The organism is Variovorax paradoxus (assembly GCF_029919115.1).
GTDB classification, from domain to species: domain Bacteria; phylum Pseudomonadota; class Gammaproteobacteria; order Burkholderiales; family Burkholderiaceae_C; genus Variovorax; species Variovorax paradoxus_O.
On the sequence record NZ_CP123990.1, the window covers coordinates 128,584 to 150,878 of the forward strand.

The 22,295-nt window shown below is 65.0% G+C and carries 21 protein-coding genes; 10 read left to right on the forward strand and 11 right to left on the reverse strand.

Annotated elements, in window-relative coordinates; genetic code table 11:
• The first annotated feature begins 2 nt into the window (after window positions 1-2).
• The 3 genes from QHG62_RS00580 (at window position 3) to QHG62_RS00590 (ending at window position 1,899) form a co-directional block, all read left to right on the forward strand.
• A complete protein-coding gene (locus QHG62_RS00580) occupies window positions 3-599 on the forward strand; it encodes a hypothetical protein (protein ID WP_281148880.1) in 597 nt (198 codons plus the stop codon).
• Between the two features lie 125 nt (window positions 600-724).
• Window positions 725-1,279 (forward strand): hypothetical protein, encoded by a 555-nt coding sequence (locus QHG62_RS00585; protein WP_281148881.1) that lies wholly within the window; start codon window positions 725-727, stop codon window positions 1,277-1,279.
• Window positions 1,280-1,305: 26 nt separating this feature from the next.
• A complete protein-coding gene (locus tag QHG62_RS00590) occupies window positions 1,306-1,899 on the forward strand; it encodes a hypothetical protein (protein ID WP_281148882.1) in 594 nt (197 codons plus the stop codon).
• A 74-nt stretch (window positions 1,900-1,973) separates the two neighbouring features.
• Here QHG62_RS00590 and gap read toward each other — a convergent pair whose 3' ends face one another.
• Window positions 1,974-2,975: a type I glyceraldehyde-3-phosphate dehydrogenase gene (gap, locus tag QHG62_RS00595; protein ID WP_126749283.1), complete on the reverse strand. Its 1,002-nt coding sequence runs from the start codon at window positions 2,973-2,975 to the stop codon at window positions 1,974-1,976.
• A gap of 65 nt (window positions 2,976-3,040) precedes the next feature.
• Window positions 3,041-5,149, reverse strand: a complete 2,109-nt coding sequence (locus QHG62_RS00600; RefSeq protein WP_281148883.1) for a transketolase family protein — start codon at window positions 5,147-5,149, stop codon at window positions 3,041-3,043.
• A 135-nt stretch (window positions 5,150-5,284) separates the two neighbouring features.
• Between QHG62_RS00600 and speD the strand changes: the two genes are divergently transcribed.
• From speD to QHG62_RS00615, 3 genes are read left to right on the forward strand one after another with little or no spacing between them, the layout of a single operon-like run.
• Entirely contained in the window at window positions 5,285-5,674 is a 390-nt protein-coding gene (speD, locus tag QHG62_RS00605; protein ID WP_281148884.1) for an adenosylmethionine decarboxylase, read from the forward strand.
• Between the two features lie 29 nt (window positions 5,675-5,703).
• Complete coding sequence (locus QHG62_RS00610) at window positions 5,704-6,414, forward strand: nucleotidyltransferase family protein (protein WP_281148886.1); 711 nt, start codon at window positions 5,704-5,706, stop codon at window positions 6,412-6,414.
• On the forward strand, window positions 6,411-7,805 hold the full coding sequence (locus QHG62_RS00615) for an aminopeptidase P N-terminal domain-containing protein (protein WP_281148887.1): 1,395 nt from the start codon (window positions 6,411-6,413) through the stop codon (window positions 7,803-7,805). Before QHG62_RS00610 ends, QHG62_RS00615 begins: the two co-directional genes overlap by 4 nt.
• Here the strand turns inward: QHG62_RS00615 and QHG62_RS00620 are convergent.
• The 7 genes from QHG62_RS00620 to QHG62_RS00650 all read right to left on the reverse strand — a co-directional run bounded on the left by QHG62_RS00620 (window position 7,747) and on the right by QHG62_RS00650 (window position 16,247).
• Entirely contained in the window at window positions 7,747-8,721 is a 975-nt protein-coding gene (locus QHG62_RS00620) for a LysR family transcriptional regulator (RefSeq protein ID WP_281148888.1), read from the reverse strand. The two genes, QHG62_RS00615 and QHG62_RS00620, sit on opposite strands and share 59 nt — an antisense overlap.
• Before the next feature lie 33 nt (window positions 8,722-8,754).
• Complete coding sequence (locus QHG62_RS00625) at window positions 8,755-10,107, reverse strand: esterase-like activity of phytase family protein (protein ID WP_281148889.1); 1,353 nt, start codon at window positions 10,105-10,107, stop codon at window positions 8,755-8,757.
• Between the two features lie 138 nt (window positions 10,108-10,245).
• A complete protein-coding gene (locus tag QHG62_RS00630) occupies window positions 10,246-11,856 on the reverse strand; it encodes an FAD-dependent oxidoreductase (RefSeq protein WP_281148890.1) in 1,611 nt (536 codons plus the stop codon).
• 7 nt (window positions 11,857-11,863) lie between these two features.
• Window positions 11,864-13,414: a polyamine aminopropyltransferase gene (locus QHG62_RS00635; protein ID WP_281148891.1), complete on the reverse strand. Its 1,551-nt coding sequence runs from the start codon at window positions 13,412-13,414 to the stop codon at window positions 11,864-11,866.
• 16 nt (window positions 13,415-13,430) lie between these two features.
• On the reverse strand, window positions 13,431-13,649 hold the full coding sequence (locus QHG62_RS00640) for a DUF350 domain-containing protein (RefSeq protein WP_015868006.1): 219 nt from the start codon (window positions 13,647-13,649) through the stop codon (window positions 13,431-13,433).
• 60 nt (window positions 13,650-13,709) lie between these two features.
• Entirely contained in the window at window positions 13,710-15,188 is a 1,479-nt protein-coding gene (locus QHG62_RS00645; RefSeq protein ID WP_281148892.1) for a DUF4178 domain-containing protein, read from the reverse strand.
• A gap of 9 nt (window positions 15,189-15,197) precedes the next feature.
• Window positions 15,198-16,247 carry an SPFH domain-containing protein gene (locus QHG62_RS00650; RefSeq protein WP_281148893.1) on the reverse strand — a complete coding sequence of 350 codons (1,050 nt, stop codon included), beginning with the start codon at window positions 16,245-16,247 and terminating at the stop codon, window positions 15,198-15,200.
• Window positions 16,248-16,414: 167 nt separating this feature from the next.
• Here QHG62_RS00650 and QHG62_RS00655 point away from each other — a divergent pair, with 167 nt between their 5' ends.
• The 4 genes from QHG62_RS00655 (at window position 16,415) to QHG62_RS00670 (ending at window position 20,048) form a co-directional block, all read left to right on the forward strand.
• Complete coding sequence (locus QHG62_RS00655; protein WP_281148894.1) at window positions 16,415-18,757, forward strand: NADP-dependent malic enzyme; 2,343 nt, start codon at window positions 16,415-16,417, stop codon at window positions 18,755-18,757.
• Between the two features lie 180 nt (window positions 18,758-18,937).
• A complete protein-coding gene (locus QHG62_RS00660) occupies window positions 18,938-19,351 on the forward strand; it encodes a ribonuclease domain-containing protein (RefSeq protein ID WP_281148895.1) in 414 nt (137 codons plus the stop codon).
• 50 nt (window positions 19,352-19,401) lie between these two features.
• A complete protein-coding gene (locus QHG62_RS00665; protein ID WP_086012221.1) occupies window positions 19,402-19,827 on the forward strand; it encodes a barstar family protein in 426 nt (141 codons plus the stop codon).
• Entirely contained in the window at window positions 19,806-20,048 is a 243-nt protein-coding gene (locus QHG62_RS00670; RefSeq protein ID WP_281148896.1) for a hypothetical protein, read from the forward strand. The genes QHG62_RS00665 and QHG62_RS00670 overlap by 22 nt, the downstream gene beginning before the upstream one ends.
• A gap of 53 nt (window positions 20,049-20,101) precedes the next feature.
• On the opposite strand, the gene rsmA is transcribed toward QHG62_RS00670, so the two are convergent.
• Window positions 20,102-20,872, reverse strand: coding sequence for a 16S rRNA (adenine(1518)-N(6)/adenine(1519)-N(6))-dimethyltransferase RsmA (gene rsmA / locus QHG62_RS00675; protein WP_281148897.1), 771 nt, complete (start codon window positions 20,870-20,872; stop codon window positions 20,102-20,104).
• Entirely contained in the window at window positions 20,872-22,278 is a 1,407-nt protein-coding gene (locus QHG62_RS00680) for a peptidylprolyl isomerase (RefSeq protein WP_281148898.1), read from the reverse strand. Before QHG62_RS00680 ends, rsmA begins: the two co-directional genes overlap by 1 nt.
• Window positions 22,279-22,295: the final 17 nt, after the last annotated feature.

Below are 22,295 nucleotides of genomic sequence, written 5' to 3' on the forward strand. Positions count from 1 at the left end.
CCATGACGTTCGCTTTTTCTCCGGCCGCACGCCTGTGCACCGCCACTGCGCTCGCGGCCTTGCTGGCCGCCTGCTCCCATCCGATCACCATGATCACCGAGACCGCGCCGCCGCGATCGACGGCCCATCTCATCCCGAAGAAAGTGGCCTATGTGATGACCGACGGCCAGCGCGACCAGCAGGTGACAAGCCCCGGCGGCAGCGGCGACCGCGTGAGCTACTACCCCTACCGCGATCTCGAAAAGTCGATTCGAGATGCACTGCGCGCGGTGTACCGGGACGTGATCGTGCTGCGCACCGCGGGCGATGCAAAGGCCAACGAGGCGGCGGGCGTGTCGCTGGTATTCACGCCGCAGATCAAGACCGATTCGAGCTCGTCCTCATGGATCACCTGGCCGCCCACGTCGTTCACGGCCGAGGTGAGTTGCGTGGTGAGCGACACCGCGGGCGCCGAGGTCACGCGCGTGCGCGCGGTGGGCAACGGCATGGCGGATTTCGGCGAGTTCAACGGCGACTATGGCCTTGCCGCCCGACGTGCGGCAAAGCAGATGACTTCGCAGCTCAGCAGCGAGATCCGGCGGAACGAGAAGCTGCGTTGAGTGCATCGTGCGATCGACAGCAGCGCCAATCTCTGTGAAGTAATACCGCGTCTCGGCCGTATCACCGTGTTACCGTTCCGTCTCCAAAACACCCATAGAGGGGGGAGAACGTGACAGTGACTCGCATGCATGGATTTGCCTTCTGCGCCTTGGCCATCCTGGCCACAGGGTGTGCGCAATTGAAGGCCCCGCCCTATGCGGCGGACTATGAAGCCCTTGACCACCTCAAGGCAACCAAGCCTGCCGCCGTGGCGGTAGTGAAAGTTGAGCCGACCGATCCGAACGACGCGGTGAACAATCTTTCACTGCGCGGCGCGCGCCTGGTTTCTCCTAGCGGCACATTCGCCAAGTACCTCGAAGACGCTCTAATCAGCGACCTCAAGGAAGTATCGGCGTACGACGCGAAATCGCGCACGCGAATCGACGCACGCATCCTCAGCAACGAGATCAGCGTCGGGAACATCGTCACCGGAACCGGTGTGATGGAGGTGCAGATCGAGGTCACGCGCGAGGGCGTGCAGCGACTCAAGAAAACCTACAAGGCGAACACCAGCTTCGAATCGAGCTTCGCAGGCATCGTGGCCATCCCGGCAGGACAAGCCGCCTACTCGGATCTCGTGCGCGCGCTGCTGCGGCAGGTGTATGCCGATCCGCAGTTTGCTACCGCCCTTGCTTCCTAAAAAACAGAACCCGGAGAAGAAATTTCATGTCCCTCGTTTCCAGAATCCTTCACGCCGCCACGGCGTTCGCTGTCGTGGCCGTGCTTGCAGGCTGCGCGCATCCTATAAACGTTGGCACCGACACCTCGCCGCCGCGCGTGGAAGCCAACCTGATCCAGAAGAAGGTGGCCTACACCATGACCGACGCGCAACGGGCTTTGCAGGCAGTGACGCCAGGCGGCGGCGGCGACCGGATCAGCTACTACCCGTACCGAGATCTGGAGAAGTCGATCCGCGATGCGCTACGCGCGGTCTACCAGGACGTGGTTGTCCTTAAGTCCACTGCGGATGTCGGCGCTGTCCAAGCGTCGGGCGCCTCTCTCGTGTTCACTCCCGAGATCAAGACCGACTCGGGCTCGCCGTCGCCTTTCACCTGGCCGCCCACATACTTCACGACCGAGGTGTCGTGTGTCGTAACCGATCCTTCAGGCGCCGAGATCACCCGCGTCAAGGCGTCGGGCCGAGGCGAAGCGGAGTTCAGCGAGTTCAAGGGCGAGTTCGGCCTTTCCGCCAAGCGCGCCGCAACCAAGGTGGCCACCGAACTCAGCAGCGAGATTGCCAAAAACGAAAAATTGCGCTGAGCGGTCCTGTCGTCCGGCCCCCTCAAAAAAAACGCGCCCCTCGGGGCGCATTTTTATTGAAGAGCTGCGAAGGCTTACTTCGAGACGACCTTCACCATTTCGAGGCACTTGTTCGAGTAGCCCCATTCGTTGTCGTACCAGCTCACGAGCTTGACGAAGGTGCCGTCGAGCGCAATGCCGGCTTCGGCGTCGAAGATCGAGGTGCGCGGGTCGCCGCGGAAGTCGGTGGCCACCACCTTGTCTTCGGTGTAGCCCAGCACGCCCTTGAGTGCGCCTTCGCTCTGCGACTTCATTTCAGCGCAGATTTCCTTGTACGTGGCTTCCTTCTCGAGCTCGACCGTGAGATCGACCACCGACACGTCGGAGGTCGGCACGCGGAAGCTCATGCCGGTGAGCTTCTTGTTGAGCTCGGGGATCACCACGCCCACGGCCTTGGCGGCGCCGGTGCTCGAGGGAATGATGTTTTCCAGGATGCCGCGGCCGCCGCGCCAGTCCTTGTTGCTCGGGCCGTCGACGGTCTTCTGGGTGGCGGTGGCGGCGTGCACGGTGGTCATCAGGCCGCGCTTGATGCCCCACTTGTCGTTCAGCACCTTGGCGAGCGGGGCCAGGCAGTTGGTGGTGCAACTGGCGTTGCTCACGATGGCTTCGCCGGCGTACTTCTTGTCGTTCACGCCGTAGACGAACATGGGGGTGTCGTCCTTCGACGGAGCCGACATGATCACCTTCTTGGCGCCCGCATCGAGGTGCTTCTGGCAGGTTTCCTTGGTGAGAAAGAGGCCGGTCGACTCGAGCACGATGTCGGCGCCGACTTCGTTCCACTTCAGCTGCGAGGGATCGCGCTCCTGCGTGAGGCGGATCTTCTTGCCGTTGACGATCAGCATGTTGCCTTCAACCGTGACTTCGCCCTTGAAGCGGCCGTGCACCGAGTCGTACTGGAGCATGTAGGCCAGGTAGTCGGGCTCGAGCAGGTCGTTGATGGCGACGATCTCGATGTCGTTCTTGAAGTTCTGCACCGCGGCGCGCAGCACGTTGCGGCCGATGCGGCCGAAGCCGTTGATACCGAGTTTGATAGCCATCTGATTTGCTCCTAAGGTTGAAAAACTTGTGATCTGACGGAAAGAAGAAACGCCTTGCCGCCGGCTCAGTCGCGCAGGGCGGCCTCGACGGTGGCGGCAACGTTCTCTGCCGTGAAACCGAAATGCTTGAACAGCGCCGGTGCGGGTGCCGACTCGCCGTAGCTGTCGATGCCCACGACGGCCGCGCAGCCGTATTTCCACCAGCCGCCGGTGCAGCCCATTTCGACGGCGATGCGGGGCAGCTTCTTGGGCAGCACGCTCTTCTTGTAGGCCACGTCCTGGCGGTCGAAGGTGGTGGTCGAGGGCATCGACACCACGCGCACTGCAATTTTCTTCTCGGCCAGCAATTTTTGCGCGGCAAGGGCCAATTGCACTTCGGAGCCGGTGGCAATGATGACCGCGGCGGTCTTCTTGCTCTTGAGGCCGACGGCCTCGGGCTCCGACAGCACATACGCACCGCGGCTGATGTCGCCGAGGTCGCCCTTGGGCGCATAGGCGATGTTCTGGCGGCTCAGCAGCAGCGCGGTGGGGCGCGACTGGTTCTGCAGCGCCACGGCCCAGGCCACGGCGGTTTCGGCCGTGTCGCCCGGACGCCAGACGTCGAGGTTCGGAATCAGGCGCAGCGAGGCGGCGTGCTCGATCGACTGGTGCGTGGGGCCGTCTTCGCCCAGGCCGATGGAGTCGTGCGTGAACACGTGCACCACGCGGCGCTTCATGAGCGCGGCCATGCGGATGGCGTTGCGGCTGTAGTCGCTGAAGGTGAGGAAGGTGCCGCCGTACGGAATGAAGCCGCCATGCAGCGCCACGCCGTTCATGATGGCCGCCATGCCGAACTCGCGCACGCCGTAGTTGATGTGCCGGCCGATCACGCCGTGGGGCGGCTCGGCCTTGTCGGCGGTGCTGTCGGGCTTGGGTTCGTCTTCGGCGCCCTGGGCGGGCTGCTGTGGCTGGCCCATGACCACGGCACCGGTCTTTGCGTCGAAGCGCAGGGCCGCGGTGCTCTTGGTGTTGGTGAGGTTGGAGCCGGTGAGGTCGGCGCTGCCGCCGAGCATTTCGGGCAGGGCTGCAGTGAAGGCCTCCAGCGCCAGCTGGCTGGCCTTGCGGCTGGCCACGGTTTCGCCCTTGGTGTGAGCAGCGACCACGGTGTCGAACGCCACCTGGTGGAAGTTCTTGGGCAGCTCGCCCTTCATGCGGCGGGTGAACTCGGCGGCCAAGCCCGGGTAGGCCTGTGTGTAGGCGGCGAACTTGTCGTTCCAGGCGGCTTCGGCCTTGGCGCCCTCGGCCTTGTGGTCCCAGTCGGCGTAGGCTTCTTGCGGCACTTCGAAGGCCGGGTACGGCCAGTTGAGAGCGGCGCGGGTGAGGGTGATCTCATCGGCGCCCAGCGGCTCGCCATGGGCCTTGGCAGTGTTGGCGCGATTCGGGCTGCCCTTGCCGATCTGCGTCTTGGAGATGATGAGGGTGGGCTTCGAATCTTCCTTCTTGGCCTTGGCAATGGCCTTGGACACATCCTTGGCGTCGTTGCCGTCGATCGGGCCGATGACATTCCAGCCGTAGGCCTTGAAGCGTTCTTCGGTGTTGTCGATGAACCAGGGCTTCACCTGCCCGTCGATGCTGATGCCGTTGTCGTCGTACAGCGCAATCAGCTTGTTCAGGTGCCAGGCGCCGGCCAGCGCGCAGGCTTCGTGGCTGATGCCTTCCATCATGCAACCGTCGCCCAGGAAGGCGTAGGTGTGGTGGTCGACGATGTCGTGGTTCTTGCGATTGAATTCGGCGGCGAGCAGCTTCTCGGCCAATGCAAAGCCAACCGCGTTGGTGATGCCCTGGCCCAGCGGGCCGGTGGTGGTTTCCACGCCGGGGGTCACGTCGACCTCGGGGTGGCCGGCGGTCTTGCTGTGCAGTTGGCGGAAGTTCTTGAGCTCGCCGATGGGCAGGTCGTAGCCGGTGAGGTGCAGCACCGCGTACAGCAGCATCGAGGCGTGGCCGTTCGAGAGCACGAAGCGGTCGCGGTCGAACCAGTGCGGGTTGGCCGGGTTGTAGCGCAGGTGTTCGCCCCAGAGTGCGACGGCCATGTCGGCCATGCCCATCGGTGCGCCCGGATGTCCGGAGTTAGCTTGTTGGACGGCATCCATGGCCAGCGCGCGAATCGCGTTGGCCATCAGGGCTTGGTTTGCCATGGGCGGTGGACTTTCGGGGAATGTGGATTGGGGGGAACCCGCGATTTTACCGGGCTCGCTCCAACCCGCTCCAATACGGCCTGAACACCCGACTGATGTTCTTTGGCGACAGCCGGACTGCTAGAGTTGCCACCCATGCACGGGCTGCACCTCACCGCCGATCTCCACGACTGCCAATGCGCAATGCAATGGCTCACCGACAAGGAGGCGCTCGGCGCCGTTTGCCTGAAGGCCGTCACGGCCGCCGGGCTGCAGCCGGTGGGCAAACTGGTGCACGGGTTTCCGGCCACTCCGCAGGGGCCGGGCGGCGTCACGGCCACGGTGCTGCTGGCCGAATCGCACCTGTGCATCCACACCTGGCCAGAGCAGCGCGGCGCCACGCTCGACGTGTATGTGTGCAACTTCGGCGCCGACCATTCGGCCAAGGCCCATGCGCTGATGGAATGCCTGGTGGCGCTGTTCCAACCCGGCCTCAGCGAACGCAACGAGCTCGTACGCGGCCAGGTCGGCCAGGTGGCCGCTTGAAGCCGACAGCGCCTTCCTCCGTGCGAGCCATGATCCTCGCGGCCGGCCGCGGCGAGCGCATGCGGCCGCTGACCGACATCACGCCCAAGCCGCTGCTCGAAGTGCGCGGCAAGCCGCTGATGCAATGGCCCATGGAAGCCCTTGCCGCCGGTGGATTCACCGAACTGGTGGTCAACACCGACTGGCTCGGCGAGCAGATTTCGGGTCGCTTCGGTGCCGAACCGCAGCTTGGCGAGCAGGCAGCGCTATCAATTTCATATTCCGACGAAGGCCGCGACTTTGGCGGCGCGCTTGAAACGGCCGGCGGCATCGTGCGCGCTCTGCCGCGGCTGGGCGATATTTTCTGGGTGGCGGCTGGCGATGTGTTCGCGCCGGATTTCGCCTTCACGCAGGCTTCGGTGGCGCGGTTCATGGCCGGCGGCAAGCTCGCACACCTGTGGCTCGTACCCAACCCGGCGCACAACCCGAAGGGCGATTTCGGGCTTTCGACCGAGGGACTCGCGCTCAAATCGGCGGCGGAGAAATACACCTTCTCGACCATCGGCCTGTACCGCGCTGCGCTCTTTGCGGCGCCCTACTGCAATATTCCCGCCGGCAACCCGGCGGGCCTCAAAGCCCCGTTGGCACCCATCTTGCGCGCCGCGATGGACAATGAACTCGTGAGCGCCGAGCTCTACACCGGGCAATGGACCGATGTGGGAACGCCCGAACGGCTTCTTCAACTGAACACGCCAAGATGACCTCAGAAGACCACAAGATCTACGCCGAGCGCCGCGCGCGCCTCGCCTCGCAACTGGGCAAGGACGGCATCGCCATCGTGCCGACCGCGCCCGAGCGGCAGCGCAACCGCGACAGCGACTTCCTGTTTCGGCACGACAGCTACTTCTACTACCTGACGGGCTTCACCGAGCCGAACGCCTGGCTGGTGCTGGCGGGCGATGGCCGAAGCACGCTGTTCTGTGCCCCCAAAGACCTGGAACGCGAAATCTGGGACGGCTATCGCCTGGGCCCCGACGCAGCCCCCGAGGCGCTTGGCGTGAACGAGGCCTTCTCGGTCAACGACCTCGACGCCAAGCTGCCCAAGCTGCTCGAGAACAGGTCGACCGTGTGGTTTCCGTTCGCCACCCACAAGGGACTCGAAACCCGCGTCGACGGCTGGCTGCAATCGGTGCGTGCGCGCGTGCGCTACGGCGCGCTGTGCCCGCAGGAGCAGCACGACCTGTGCGGCCCGCTCGATGAAATGCGCCTGGTCAAGGACGCACACGAGCAGGACATCATGCGGCGTGCCGCGCAGATCAGCGCCAAGGCGCACATTCGCGCGATGCAGCTTTCAGCCCGCATGCTGCGCGAGGGCAAGGACGTGCGCGAATACCACCTCGACGCCGAGCTGCTGCACGAGTTTCGCCTGGGCGGCTCGCAGTACCCGGCGTACGGCTCCATCGTGGCCGCGGGTGCCAATGCCTGCGTGCTGCATTACCGCGCCGACGCTGCCCCGGTGCGAAGCGGCGAGCTGGTGCTCATCGACGCAGGTTGCGAGCTCGACGGCTACGCCAGCGATATCACGCGCACCTTTCCGGCCAACGGCAAGTTCAGCGGCCCGCAGCGCGCGCTGTACGACCTGGTGCTTGCAAGCCAGGACGCATCGGCCGCGGCCACCAAGGCCGGCAACCGCTTCAACGACCCGCACGATGCGGCCGTGAAGGTGCTTGCGCAAGGCATGCTCGACCTGGGCCTGCTCGATGGCAACAAGGTCGGCAGCGTGGACGACGTGATCGACAGCCGCGCCTATTTCCAGTTCTACATGCACCGCACCGGCCACTGGCTGGGCATGGACGTGCACGACTGCGGCAGCTACGTCGAGCCTACGCAGGTGGGCGAAGTGAGCGAACGGAAAGATCCGCTCTCGAACGAAGTCATCAAGAACCGGCCGAGCCGCATCCTGCAACCCGGCATGGTGCTGACGCTGGAACCCGGCATCTACGTGCGGCCCGGCGAGGGCGTGCCCGAGCAGTTCCACAACATCGGCATTCGCGTCGAGGACGACGCCATCGTCACGGCCACCGGCTGCGAGCTTATTTCGCGCGGCGTGCCGGTGAAGGCGGACGAGATCGAGGCACTGATGCGAGCTTGACCGCCCGCTGAGAGACCGGCGGCGGCGCGTGCCGCGCCTGCAGGAAGTCGATGAACACCCGCAGCTTGCGCGGTATCTGCGCGGAGCTCGGGTGATAGAGGTAGAAGCCCGGAAAGGTCGGCCACCAGGGTTCGAGCAGCGGCACCAGCCGGCCGCTGTCGAGATCGCCGCGCACCGAGCCTTCGAAAGCCACCGCAATGCCCGCGCCGTCGCGCGCGGCGGCCAGCAGCACGTCGCCGTCGTTGCTGATCAGCGGGCCGGCCACTTCGACGTCGAGCACGCGGCCGTCCTGCGCGTACTCCCACCGATAAAGGCCGCCCGTGGTCAGGCGGTAGTTCATGCATTGGTGCTCGCGCAGGTCTTCGGGCGTCTTCGGCAATTGGCGTTTCGCAAGGTAGCGCGGCGACGCAACAGTCACCATGCGCTGCGGCCCGCCCATCGGCAACGCCACCACGTCTTGCGCCAGGCTTTCGCCAAGCCGGATGCCCGCATCGAAACCACCTTCGACCAGATCGACCATGCGGTTGTCGCAGACCAGCTCCAGCGTGATGTCCGGAAACGCTTCGGCAAAGTCCCCCAGGTGCGGGTACAGCAGGAGCTCGGCCGACGCGCGCGCAACGTTCAGCCGCAGCAGCCCGGCCGGTTTGTCGCGCGCCTCGTTGATGCCTTCGACCGTTTGCGCGATCGCGGCAAGCGCCGGCTGCGCACCCTTCAGCAGTTGCTGGCCCAGCTCGGTCACGCCCACGCGGCGCGTGGTGCGATCGAGCAGGCGCACGCCCAACCGCCGCTCGAGCGTGCGCAAGGTCTGCGACAGGGCAGAGGGCGAGACGCCCAGCTCTTCCGCCGCCCGCGTGAAGCTGGCGTGGTGCGCAACGCGTGCGAAGGCGGCAATGGCGGGAAGCAGTTCGGGCGACATGCGCCCGATTATCGAGACCTCGGCAGACCCCAGCTACTTGGCCTGCAGCAGCGCGCCCGCCTCAAGCAGCACCAGCTCGTTGTCGTCCGCCTTGTTGGGCTCGCGGCTGCTGGAGAACGGCAGGTTGTTGTCGTTGCCCACCACGATGTGCGTGGCGTCGACCACATCGACGTTCTCGATGGTGAAGAACGGGAACTTGAGCACACCCTCGTCCAGCGGCTTGCGCGCGAGCTTGGCTGGGTCGGCGATGTTCAGCAGGTCGATGTAGCCGATCTTGCGCACTGCGCCGCCCACGTTGGCGTCGTTCAGTTCGACCTTGTAGACGCGCTTGAACCTGGCGATGTCGTGGAAGCAGTCGGTGCGCTTCTGGCCTTCGGGGCAGGCCTTGTCGCTCGTGCCTTCGCCGTTGTCGCGCTCGATGATGAGGCCCGTGGTGCCGTCGATCATGTTGAAGTCGCCGATGGCGTGGCCGTTGGTTTCGAGCACGTATTTCCAGTGGCGGCCGGTCCACTTTTCCGAAGCCACGTCGAACTCCAGCACGCGCAGCGCTTCCTTTCCGTCCTGCTTCTCGTAGTCCTTCGCGTCGGCGTTCCACACCGGGCCTTCCAGCAGCGCATAGAGTTTGCTGCCGTCTTTCGACGCCGCCATGCCCTCGAAGCCCTTGGAGCGCTTGGTCTGGAAATCGACCGCGCCGCGTGGCGCGCCCGGCGTCGTCACTGCAGGATGGTCAGGCGAGCGCACGGCCTTGCCGTCCACCAGCGTATCGAACACCGCGAGCACCTTGCCCTTGAGGTCGGCCTTGATCAGGAAAGGGCCGAACTCATCGCCGATCCACGTCGCGCCACCCGCGAACTGGAAACTCTCGGGGTCGAAGTCGGAGCCCGTCAGGTAGCGCTGCTTCGTGCCTTCGTGGACGATGCGAAAAGGCACCTTCTTGTCGGGGTCGTGCAGAAAGACGGTTTCGAGGCGGTTGAACTTGCCGCTCTTGAAGTCCACCTTGTAGTGGTTCAGGTAGAGCATGAAGTCGGGCGAGTTGGCCTTGGCACCGGCGCCGTTGTCCGTAAGGATCCAGAACGAGCCATCGTCCATCTTCTTGATGCCCGAATGGCCTTGCAGCGGCTGGCCCTTGAAGGGCACCGACACGCCGGTGCCGCGCCCGCCCGAGAGACCCTCTACTGTGCCCAGCGCCTCGACGCGCTTGCCCGAGGTGAACTTGCCGCTCACCTGCAGATCGGCCGGCGCATCCTTGGGCGCGGCCACGAAGCTCTGCGCGGGCAGCACGGCATGGCCGGCGAGCGTGGCGGGAAAGGCCGCCTGTGCGGCGGCGTTGCCGCAAGCAAATGCGGCGGCAAGGGCGATGAAGGAGAGGGGAGCGAGGCGCGTCATGAGAGCAAGCAGAGAGGTTTCAGTCGAAACGCGAGACCATGCCGATTGCGCGTGACGCGGCCGTGACATGCAACGCTCAGAAATGGAGCGGGGGCTTGTTCACCATTGCGCGGAACACGGCAACCGCGACAAAGATCTTCATGTGGCGACCGTGCCCGCAACGTGCCCGCGCGTGAAGGCTTCTTCAAAAATCGAATAGCCCGACCAGTCCGCATGCGCGAAGGAGAGCCGGCCGGCAGAAATGGGGCCGCGGTGCGCGGGCCCTAGCCGTGCCAGCAAGCCCGGTGTGGGAATGGCCATGGCGTGCCCATAGCGGGTGATCTCGACGCGCGTTGCCAGCTGCGGCAGGTCTGGGTGCGGCACCGAGAGTTCGGCAAGCAGATCGTCGCGCCAGCCGGTCCACGGGCGCTCCTGCAGCACGCTACGCCCGTCGGGCGCGTCATAGCGGCTGGGGCCAAGCGGCCGGTACCAGCTGATGACGGTGCCGCGCGGCGTCGGATCGAGCGTCTGGTGGCGGGCGTCGACGTAGCCCAGGCCTCGCGTGCCGTAGACCACGTTGTCCCAGCTCGGTGCGGCGCCAAGACGGTCGGCCAACGGGCCGCTCAGGTGCACGTTGGCAACCAGCCATGGCGCATGGCGCACATGCGCTGCAGCATTGCTCAGTACCTCTGGCGCGTTCTCGACGATGCGGGCGGCAATGAACACCGGCAGGGCGACGATGCAGCGCTCGGCTTGCCAGCGCACCAGCGATTTCGTTTCGGCGTCCCATGCGTCGACCTCCACGCCGCTGCGCAGATCGGCAATGCGCGTGACGACCTGCCCCGTACGCAGCCGGTCACCAAGGGGCTCTGCGAGCCGCTTCGTGAGCCAGCCGTTGCCCTCGGGCCAGGTGAGTACGCCGTCGCGCTCCAGGTTCGAATCGGCAACGCTGCCCGATGAACCCGGCGCGTGAAACCCGTGCCGGCTGGCGAAGTAATGGATGCCGGCCCAAGCCGAAACATGGGCGATGCCGGCGCCATAGTCGTCGCGGCAACAGTAGTCGAGATACCACCTGAGTTGCGGGTCGCCGAAGCCTTCGCTGTCGAGCCAGCGCTCGAACGGAACGGCGTCGAGCGCGAGCAGTTCGGGGGTTGTTGCTACCTTGAGTGTGGGGATGGCGAAATGCTCGGCGTGCTGCAGTGCCTCGATTCGCTGCGCGAACTTGCGGTACTGGGCATGGGTGCTTTCGCCGACGTCATGAACGGGCAAGAGGCCCTCTTGCCACTCGCCGCGAAAGAACAGGCGCTCCTGGGGGCTGTGGCAAAGATGGCGCTCGTCATATTCCCAGCGGCCCGACACGCGCCGGCGCAGGCCCAGCTCTTCGAGCAGGTCTTGCACTTCGCGGGCGTTGTCGTCGGGCACCGGCAGGTAATGTGCGCCTAGCGGACACGCAATGCCGTTGACCATGCCGCCGCGCGAATTGCCGCCGGCCGTGTCTTCGAGCTCGAGCAGGACGAAGTCTTCGACGCCCGAAAGCCGCAAGGCGCGCGCCGCCGCGAGGCCTGCGACCCCGCCTCCGGCAATGACCACGCGCGTGCGCTTCACGGTTGCGGGTGCCTGGCTCTTGAGCGCGCCATCCCGCATGGCGTGGCCCCGCGCCATGTCGATGCCGGTGAAGCCGCCTTCGATGATTGGCAGCGGCGCCTCGCAGCCGGCGAGCGCCAATGCGCCTGCCGCACCTGCCACACCCAGAAAATCGCGCCGCTGCATGTCGGGGCTAGTGCGTCATGACCTTGCCCCACTCCTGCTCGTAAGTGGTGACAAGGGTCTGGTTCGACAGGCGGTTGACCTCGGCCGGCACACGCGCCATGTCGAGCGGAAAGTCGAACATCAACGGCAATGTCGAAGGTGCCAGAAAACGCAGTCCGGAGGGCAGCGCATCGGGCATGCGGTACGGGCGGCGGCTGGCAATGATGTAGCCCCACTCGCCGAAGCTCGGTACATGCGCGTGATACGGCGTGGCCTTCAGACCGACCGACTCGATGGTGGTTGCCACGGTCCAGTAGCTCTTGCGCGCCACCAGCGGAGAGGTAGTCTGGATCACCGCATAGCCGCTCGCGGAAAGGCGCTTTTCGAGCAGCGAATAGAAGCTGTTGGTGTAGAGCTTGCCAATGGCAAAGTTGGTGGGGTCGGGAAAGTCGACCACGATGACGTCGAACACGTCTCCTGGCTGCTGCAGCCACTGGAAGGCATCTGTGTTGACGACCTTCACCTTGGGTGAAGACAGCGAATGGCCGTTGAGTGCCGCGAGCGTTTCATGCTCGGTGAAGAGCCGGGTCATGTTCGGGTCGAGCTCCACCAGCGTGACCGATTCGACCGAGGGGTATTTCAGGATCTCGCGTACCGCCATGCCGTCGCCGCCGCCGAGCACCGCCACCTTCTTCGGCGCGCCATGGGCGGCCATCGCCGGATGAACGAGCGCCTCGTGGTAGCGGTATTCATCGCGCTCCGCAAACTGCAGGTTGCCATTGAGGAAAAGACGATGGCCGAGTTGCCCGCGCGTGACCACGATGCGCTGGTAAGGCGAAGTGGCGCTGAACACGATGCGGTCCTGGTAGAACTTGTCTTCGGCCAGGGTGGTGATGTGGTCGGCCCACACAAAGGCGCCGAGCAGCGCGGCGAGCGCAAGAAAGCAAGCCAGCGCATGCGCACCGATGCGGCGCAGCTCATGGCGAAACAGCCAAAGTGCCCATACGGCCACGGCCGCGTTCATGAAGCCGAACAGGAGCCCCGTGCGAATCATGCCGAGCTGCGGCACCAGGATGAGCGGAAAGGCGACCGACACCGCGAGCGCGCCGAGATAGTCGAACGTGAGCACCTGCGACACGAGGTTCTTGAGCTGGATGTTGCGCTTGAGGATGCGCATCACGAGCGGTATCTCGAGCCCCACCAGCGTGCCCACCACCATCACAAGGCCGTAGAGCAACAGGCGGAACGCGCCGGGCACGTACGCATTCGCCAGGAAAAGAATGGCCGGCAGCGCGCCGCCGACGAGCGCGACGAGCAGCTCGATGCGAAGGAAGTGCGCGGGCAGTTGCCGCTCGAAGTAGCGCGAGAGCCACGAGCCGACGCCCATGGCGAACAGGTAGGTGCCGATGATGGTGCTGAACTGCAGCACCGAATCGCCGAGCAGGTAGGAGCTCAGCGCTGCGGCGGTCAGTTCGTAGACCAGGCCGCAGGCGGCCACCACGAACACGCTGGCGAGCAGCGCAATTTCAACGGGCTGCGGCCCCTTGGCCGGCCGCGCCGGGCTGGCAGGAGCATCCACGGAAGCCAACGAAGCGCTAATGAATTGCCGCCGCCACGATGACGCAGATGCCCAGGCTCATCGCCGCGACCACCAGCCCCAGCGCGACGTTCTGCTTCTCGACGATCTCGCCCCACAGGTCATAAGGGGTGAGCTTGTCGATGATCAGGAAACAGAGCCAGAAGATCAGCACGCCAAGCAGCGCATACACGAGCGATCCGAGGACCACGCCCGGTTTCAGCCATTCAAATCCCATGGGGACCTCCAGTCGTAGTAGCAGTAGTGAGTGTCATCGACGCGAACCTGGTTGCGTTCTTCATTTATGGCCGCCTCCGCTCGAGTAGCCGCCGTACGAGCCGCCCGAACTGCGCGATCCGCTGGACGAGCTGCTGCAGGTGCTCAGGATGATGAGCAAAACGATGACGACGACCGCAATGAGGATGATCGTGCCGCAGCCCAGGCCCGATGCAGCGCTGACGGGCAGCGCGTCGCCGCGCACGAACATGTCCTTCTTGTCGTCGAGCTTGAACGCAGCGGACACCGCGCCGCTGTCGAGCTTGCTGCCCGAAGACCAGGTCAGCTCGTTGGCCGAACGCTCCATCGACAGCAGCGAATTGCCGCTGGCGAAGTCGCGGTTGAAGGTTTTCTGCCCTCGCTCGACCTGCCAGTAGAACTCGCCCGCCACATAGGTGGTCTCGGCGTTGTAGGCGTATTGCTGCGTGAAGCGTTTGCCAAGGTAGGTGGCGCTGCTGCCGTTCTCGGCCATCACGGGCGCGCCGGTGGTCGGCTTGACCATGCTCCAGCCGTCTTCGGCATCGACAAGGAAGCTGAAGCCGCGCTTCTTGTTGTACAGCAGGTACTCGCTCCAGCCGAAGTGCTCGTCGTCGCCGGGCTCGGTGCCCATGCGGTGCTGGAAGCCCACCACCTGCCACTGCGCACCCTGCAGCTGGCCCACGCTGCCGATGGCGATGAGCGGACGAACGGGTTCGTTCTGCTCGGCGTGCTTCAGCTCCCCGCCAATGCCGTGCGACAGGTCGATGATGCTGTTGCACGAGCCGCAGGTAATGCTCTTGCTGTCGGCCAGGTTGACGGTAACGGGCGCACCGCAATTGGGGCAGTTGAAGGCGCGGCCTTTTTCGTCCTTGGCGGACTCGTCGCGCAGGCCGGTGAGCTGCAAGTCTTCGAGCTGTACGGAGCGGCCCAGGTACGCGCTGGGCGGGTGCGTGCTGTAGTCGAGGCTGAGCACCAGCCCGTTACCGCTGCGCAGTTCGACCATGGGGAATGAACGGCCCAGTTCCGGCAGATGCGACAGCTCGCCCTGGGCGGAAAGCAGCGCCACCTGTTCGTTCGACGAAACGGTGTAGCTCTGGCCGTTGAACGCGCTGGTCGCGCCCACGCGCAGGTCGGTTGGCGGCGGCGGGTCGCGCTGCAGCTCGAAGGGCAACGCAAAGACATAGGCGCCGTTGTCCTCGCTGAGGATGCCGGTGCGGTCGCCGTCGAGCGCGGCAATCCATTCGGTCCAGCGGCCGCCGGGGTTGCTGTATTGCAGCCGCCCGACGATGGTGAACGGCTTGTCCTGGATGCGGCCCGCCGCAAACAGCTGCAGCGGGCTGAAATCGTCGAACAGTTCGGCCATCTTGCCGATGCGCGCGAGCGTGTCGCCCTGGCGCACGACCGTGCTCTGGCAGTACGGGCACACCGCATGCGTCGATTGCGCGGAACGGAATTCGACCGGTGCGCCGCAGCCGGGGCAGGGCGCACGGTAGGCGCGCTGGGCGCCTGGTTGCTCAGCCATTGCCGGTGCTTAGACCAGCTTCTTGAGCAGCTCCGCCTTCTTGGCGTCGAACTCTTCCTGCGTGAGGATGCCCTTGGCCTTGAGCTCGCCGAGTTTCTCGAGCGTGGTCATGACATCGTTCGGGCTCACCACGGCAACGGCGGGCTGCTGCTGCGTTGCCGCAGCCTGGGCAGCAGCATTCGGGCTCAGGCCCTGTGCGAGGTTTTGCGCCAGCACCTGGCCGAGCGCCACGCCGGCACCCAGGCCCATGGCGTCGCCCGCAATGCCGCCGCCGTTGCCGGCACCCTCGGCAAACTTGGGAATGGCCTGCGCCGTCTGGTACTGCATGAACTTGCCCATGTCGTTGCCGACCATGCCCATGCCGATCTTCTGGTCGAGGATCTTCTGCAGCTCTTCGGGCAGCGAGACGTTCTGGACCGTGATGTTCTCGAGCTTGATGCCGATCTTCTCGAACTCGGGCACCAATTGCGCGGCCAGCGCCTGCGCAAACTGGATCTGGTTGGCCGCAAGGTCGAGAAAGGGCACGCCGCTCGAGGCAATGGCGTTGCTGATGTTCTGCAGCACCAGGCCGCGCAGCTGGCCGTCGAGGTCGGCCGCGCTGTAGATGTCGCGCGTGCCGGAAATCTCGGTGTGGAACAGCTTGGCGTCGCCAATGCGGAACGAGTAGTTGCCGAAGGCGCGAAGGCGCACGGCGCCGAAGTCCTTGTCGCGGATGGTGATGGGCTGCGGCGTGCCCCACTTCTGGTCGACCTGCTGGCGCGTGCTGAAGAAGTACACGTCACTCTTGAAGGGAGATTCGAAGAGCTTGTCCCAGTTCTTGAGATACGTGAGCACGGGCAGGGTCTGCGTCGTGAGCTTGTACATGCCGGGGCCGAACACGTCGGCCACCTGGCCTTCGTTGACGAACACGGCCACCTGGGACTCGCGCACGGTGAGCGAGGCGCCGTTCTGGATTTCCATCTCGGCCATGGGGAAACGCCAGGCCAGCGTGCCATCGCCAGTCTCGGTCCACTGGATGATGTCGATGAACTGTTTCTTGATGAAATCCATCAGGGCCATGGCCGCTCCTCGTCGAGTTTTTTTGCAGACTGCGCATATTGCCACATCGGCTTGACAGGCCGTGTTGCTTTCGGCATGCCTGGTACCTCGCCATGCGGCCTATGGCGTCATGGGCCGAGGTCTACAATCGGCGCCCCCAGAAGAAGCGCCACCAGGAGCAACGGCACATGTCCGATTCGACGAACTCATCGACCCCTACGCCCGAAGACAAGCGCGCCGAGTTGCGTCGCGCAGCCCTCGAATATCACGAGCTTCCGGTGCCGGGCAAGATTGCCATCGCCGCGACCAAGCAGATGGTGAACCAGCGCGACCTGTCGCTGGCCTATTCGCCCGGCGTTGCCGCGCCCTGCGAGGAAATCGTCAAGGACCCGGCCAACGCCTTCAAATACACGGCGCGCGGCAACCTGGTGGCGGTGATCACCAACGGCACCGCGGTGCTGGGCCTGGGTGACATCGGTCCGCTGGCGGCCAAGCCGGTGATGGAAGGCAAGGGCGTGCTTTTCAAGAAGTTCGCCGGCGTCGACGTGTTCGACATCGAGATCGACGAAAAAGACCCGGCCAAGCTGGTCGAGGTGATTGCCGCGCTGGAGCCGACCTTCGGCGCCATCAACCTGGAAGACATCAAGGCCCCCGACTGCTTCTACGTCGAGCGCGAGCTGCGCAAGCGCATGAAGATCCCGGTGTTCCACGACGACCAGCACGGCACGGCCATTACCGTGGCGGCGGCCATGCTCAACGGCCTGAAGGTGGCGGGCAAGGACATCACCCAGGTCAAGCTGGTCACCTCCGGTGCGGGCGCCGCGGCGCTGGCCTGCCTGAACCTTCTGCTCAAGGTGGGCCTGAAGCGCGAGAACGTGTTCGTGACCGACCTGGCCGGCGTGGTCTACGAAGGCCGCGAAGAGCTCATGGACGACGACAAGCGCCAGTACATGCAGAAAACCACGGCGCGCACGCTCGCCGAGGTGATCGAAGGCGCCGACGTGTTCCTGGGCCTGTCGGCCGGCGGCGTGCTCAAGCCCGCCATGGTGGCCAAGATGGCGCCCCGGCCGGTGATCTTTGCTCTGGCCAACCCGAACCCCGAAATCTCTCCCGAGGACGCCCACGCGGTGCGCCCGGACGTGATCATGGCCACGGGCCGCACGGACTACCCGAACCAGGTCAACAACGTCCTGTGCTTTCCGTACATCTTTCGCGGTGCGCTCGACTCGGGCGCCACCACCATCACCGACGAGATGGAAATTGCGGCGGTGCACGCCATTGCGGACCTGGCCCAAGCCGAGCAGAGCGAGCGCGTAGCTGCCGCCTACGTCGGCGAAAAGCTGTCTTTCGGCCCTGAATACCTCATTCCGAAGCCGTTCGATCCGCGCTTGATGATGAAGATCGCTCCGGCAGTGGCCAAGGCCGCCGCCGAAAGCGGCGTGGCCACGCGTCCCATCAAGGACATGGACGCCTACCGAGACCGCCTGCAGAGCTTCGTCTATGCCTCGGGCACCACCATGAAGCCGATCTTCGACGCCGCCAAGCGGGCGCAGAAGAAGCGCGTGGCGTATTGCGAGGGCGAGGAAGAGCGCGTCCTGCGCGCCGCGCAGATCGTGGTGGACGAAGGCATTGCCCGCCCCACGCTGATCGGCCGCCCGGCCATCATTGCGCAGCGCATCGAGAAGTTCGGCCTGCGCCTGAAGGAAGAGCTCGACTACGACATCGTCAACGTCGAGCAGGACCACCGCTACCGCGACTTCTGGCAGACCTACCACCGCATGACGGAGCGCAAGGGCCAGACGGTGCAAACCGCCAAGATCGAGATGCGCCGCCGCCTGACGCTGATCGGCGCCATGCTGCTGCACAAGGACGAGGTCGACGGCATGATCTGCGGCACCTGGGGCACCACGCTGATCCACCTGCACTACATCGACCAGGTGATCGGCAAGCGCCCTGGCGGCTGCGAAAGCACCCCGCAGGACGTGCCGGTGTACGCCTGCATGAACGGCCTGCTGCTGCCCGACCGCCAGGTGTTCCTGGTCGACACCCACGTCAACTACGACCCTTCGCCCGAGGAACTGGCCGAAATCACCACCATGGCGGCCGAGGAAATGATGCGCTTCGGCCTCAAGCCCAAGGCCGCTTTGTTGTCTCATTCCAACTTCGGCACCAGCAACGAGCCCAGCGCGGTCAAGATGCGCAAGACGCTCGACCTGCTGCGCGTACAGGCGCCGTGGCTCGAAGTGGACGGCGAAATGCACGGCGACGTGGCGCTGGACAGCAAGCAACGCGCAGTGGTCATGCCGCACAGCGCGCTCGCGGGAGACGCCAACCTGTTGGTTTTCCCAAACATCGATGCAGCCAATATTTCTTACAACCTGCTCAAGACTGCGGCAGGCGGAAATATCGCCATCGGCCCGGTGCTGCTCGGCGCCGCCAAACCTGTGCATATTCTCACGGCCAGCGCAACTGTTCGGCGCATCGTGAACATGACAGCCTTGACAGTCGCTGACGCAAACGCCGAGCGATAAGTCATCCGGCGAGAGTGGCTGCCCACTTAAGCGACCACTCTCCGCCCCTTTGCACTGCTCAAACTTTGGGCAGTCGCTTGCTATTTTCGCCAGCGTGGTGCACACTCGCGGGCTTGAATTTGCGGGTTAACCCCATGGTTTCCTGCAATTCGGAACCCCGCTCTTTTCTTGTGGTGCCCCATGGCGGCTTACGCCTCGATCACGTCCTCTGTCACTAAGTTTGCGCTCACCGGCTTTGTGCTGGCGGCGTTGGCGACGGGGGCCGAGGCCCGCCGCGAGTGGTTCGGCACCGGAAAGCCCGCCCAGGAATCGATCGCACTGTCCGAATTGCCGGCACAGGGCCAGCGAACCTACGAAGCCATTCTGAGTGGCGGCCCCTTCCGATACGAAAAGGACGGCACGGTATTTGGCAATCGCGAGCGTCTTTTGCCGCCGGCGCGGCGCGGTCACTACCGCGAGTACACGGTGGCAACACCCGGCTCGCGCGATCGCGGTGCACGGCGCATTGTCTGCGGCGGTGAACAGCGCACCACACCCGAGGCCTGCTGGTACACGGCAGACCACTACGCGAGTTTCAGACGGATTGCACCATGAGCGATGACAACGACTTGAGCGGCGCCCCGAAGCGCCCCGAAGAAATGATGATGACTATGGAAAGACCAGCGGAGATGACCTTATCCCTTCGTGCCGTACGCCCGAACATCGTGCAATCGATTCGTGCGTTCCGCGTGAACGACCTGCAGGAAGCCGCCAACGCAGCCGGCCAGCACTTCCTGTACGCCAACCTGGGCAACGCCCAGACCAAGCAGGACGTTCTCGACCTCATCGCGCAGCAGTTCACCTTTCCGGCGCACTTCGGCAAGAATTTCGACGCGCTGTACGACTGCATGACCGACCCGTTGCATAAATCGGGCCCGCAGCCCGGTTTTGTCATCGTGCTCGAGCAGATCCCGGCCAACGCCAAGTTCGACAAGGAAGCGCGCGAGCAGCTGCTCGACATCTTCCGCGATGCCTCCGACTACTGGGGAGACCGGAAAGTCCCCTTCCGGTGCTTCTATTCTTTTCTGTAGCCCGTTCTGCACACACCAGCCAAGCAGAACGGGCGAACGAGGCTCAGCCGAACGGCGCAGCACTCGATGGCATCGAAATCAACGGCAGCACAGCTGCCGCGGCAACCGGCACGGAGCCGGAAGGCGAAAAAATGCCGACCGATAAACTGGTCGACGTTTCGCCGCTCGCATTGCGCATGAGCAGCCCGTTCAATGCGGGTTACTGGCTGGCGGCGGCTTAAAAAATAGCCCTCGCCTCCGGCGCAAGAAAAAAGCCCGTTTCGACGGGCTTTTTTTATTTGGGCTCGGGGGGGACGGCCTGCGCCAAGGCCACGTATTCGGCCACGGGCACTTCCTCGGCCCGGCGCTGGGCGTCGAATTCGCCCGCAAAGCCATGCTCTTCGAGCCACCTGCCCAGGGTATGCCGCATGATCTTGCGGCGCTGGCTGAAGGCGACCTGCACGATCTCACCGAGCCGCGCGGCATCGACGGCCGGCGGCTGCGCCAACGGCACCATCCGCACCACGGCGCTGTCGACACGCGGCGGCGGGTCGAAGCTCTCCGGCGGCACGAACAGCACGTTTTCCATCTCGTAGCGCCACTGCAGCATCACGCTCAGGCGGCTGTAGTCGGAGGTGGCGGGCTTGGCGACCATGCGGTCGATCACTTCCTTCTGCAACATGAAATGCTGGTTGGCAATCAGGTGGGCGAAGCCCAGCAAATGGAAAAGAATGGGCGTCGAGATGTTGTAGGGCAGGTTGCCGACCACGCGAAGCGGTGTCGGAAACCGGGCGGCTAGTTCGGCGAAGTCGACCTTGAGCACGTCCGACTCGATCACGTCGAGTTGCGGGTGGTCCCGCAGCCGCTTGGCGAGGTCGCGGTCGAGCTCGACCACCGTGAGGCGCCCGAGCCGTTCGACCAGCGGCTGCGTGAGCGCCGCGAGCCCCGGGCCGATTTCGACCATGGCATCGCCGGGCTGCGGTGCGATCTCGTGCACGATCGCATCGATGATGCCGCCGTCGGACAGGAAGTGCTGCCCGAACCGCTTCCTGGCGATGTGTGCCATCAGGACTGGGGCGCCTCGCGGTACTCGACGTAGGCGCGCGCGCGCACTTCCTGCACCCAGGTGGTGAAGGCTTCCTCGACTCGCTGCTCGCGCAGCACGGCGCGTGCGGCTTCGCGCTGCTCGGCCTGGGTGAGCTTGGATTCACGGCGGCCGACGACCTGGATCAGGTGAACGCCGAAGCGGGACACCACCGGGTCGCTGATCTGGCCGGGTGCGAGACGGTCCATCGCTTCTTCGAATTCAGGCACGAACTGGCCCGGGCGCGACCAGCCGAGATCGCCGCCTTCCTTGGCGCTGGCGTCTTGCGAGTTGTCGCGCGCCAGGCCGGCAAAGTCGGCCGAGCCGGCTTGCACGCGGCGCTTGAATTCCGCCAGCTGCGCCACCGCTTGCGCCGTCGTGCGCTTGGGGTCGTTGAGCAGCAGGATGTGGCGCACCTGGGTTTGCGTAACGGTCGCGTCCACAGCGCCCAATTGGGCCTTGGCCAGCACCTTCAGCACGTGAAAGCCCGCCCCCGAGCGGATGGGCCCCGCAATGCCGTTGACCGGCGTCGACTGCGTCGCTTCGACGAACAGCGTGGGATAGCGGTCGGCGCTGCGCATGCCGATGGCGCCGCCGTTGGCGCGATCGGGCGAATCGGAGTTTTCCTGCACCAGCTTTGCGAAGTCTTCGCCCGAGCGGGCGCGCTGCGCGAGGCCCTGGGCCTTCTGCTGCAGCGTGGCGACCTGCGCGTCGGTGGCGCTCTCGGGCACGGCGACGAGCAGCTGCGCAAGGTTGATGTTCTGCAGGGCCGCGGCCTTGGTGGGCGAGTTGCGCTGGTCGCGCAGGTATTCGTCGGCTTCGGAATCGCTGATCTTGACCTTCGACTCGACTTCGCGGTCGCGCAGGCGCGTGAGCAGCAGCTGGTCGCGCAGGTCGTTGCGGAACTGGCGTGCCGAGATGCCTTCGGCGACCACGCGGCGGCGCAGTTCTTCAACGCTGAGTTCGTTCTGGCGCGCCACGGTCTGTTCGGCCTGGTCGATCGCCACGTCGTCCACCTTGATGCCGTTTTCCTTCGCCAACTGGAGCTGGGCTCGCTCGGAAATCAGGCGCTCGAGCACCAGGCGCGTGAGCTCGGCACGCGGCACGCGTTCGGCCTCCGGATTCTCCCGGACGAGGCGCGTGACGCGCGTCTGCACCTCGGTGTTGGTGATGGGCTCGGAATTGACCAGGGCGACGATGTACTCGGCCGAGCGCTGCACGGGTGCCGCAGCCGGAGGCGCGCTGCGCTGCACCGGAGGCGCAAGGCGCGGCCCCGCGCGCATGATGTCCGTGATGCCGCCGCCGCCGGTACGCAGGCCCTGCGCGCCCGAGGTTGCGGCCAGCGCCGCAAGGCAGCTCAGGGTAAGGATGGAACGGATGTGTTTCATGGCGTTGCTCAATCGTC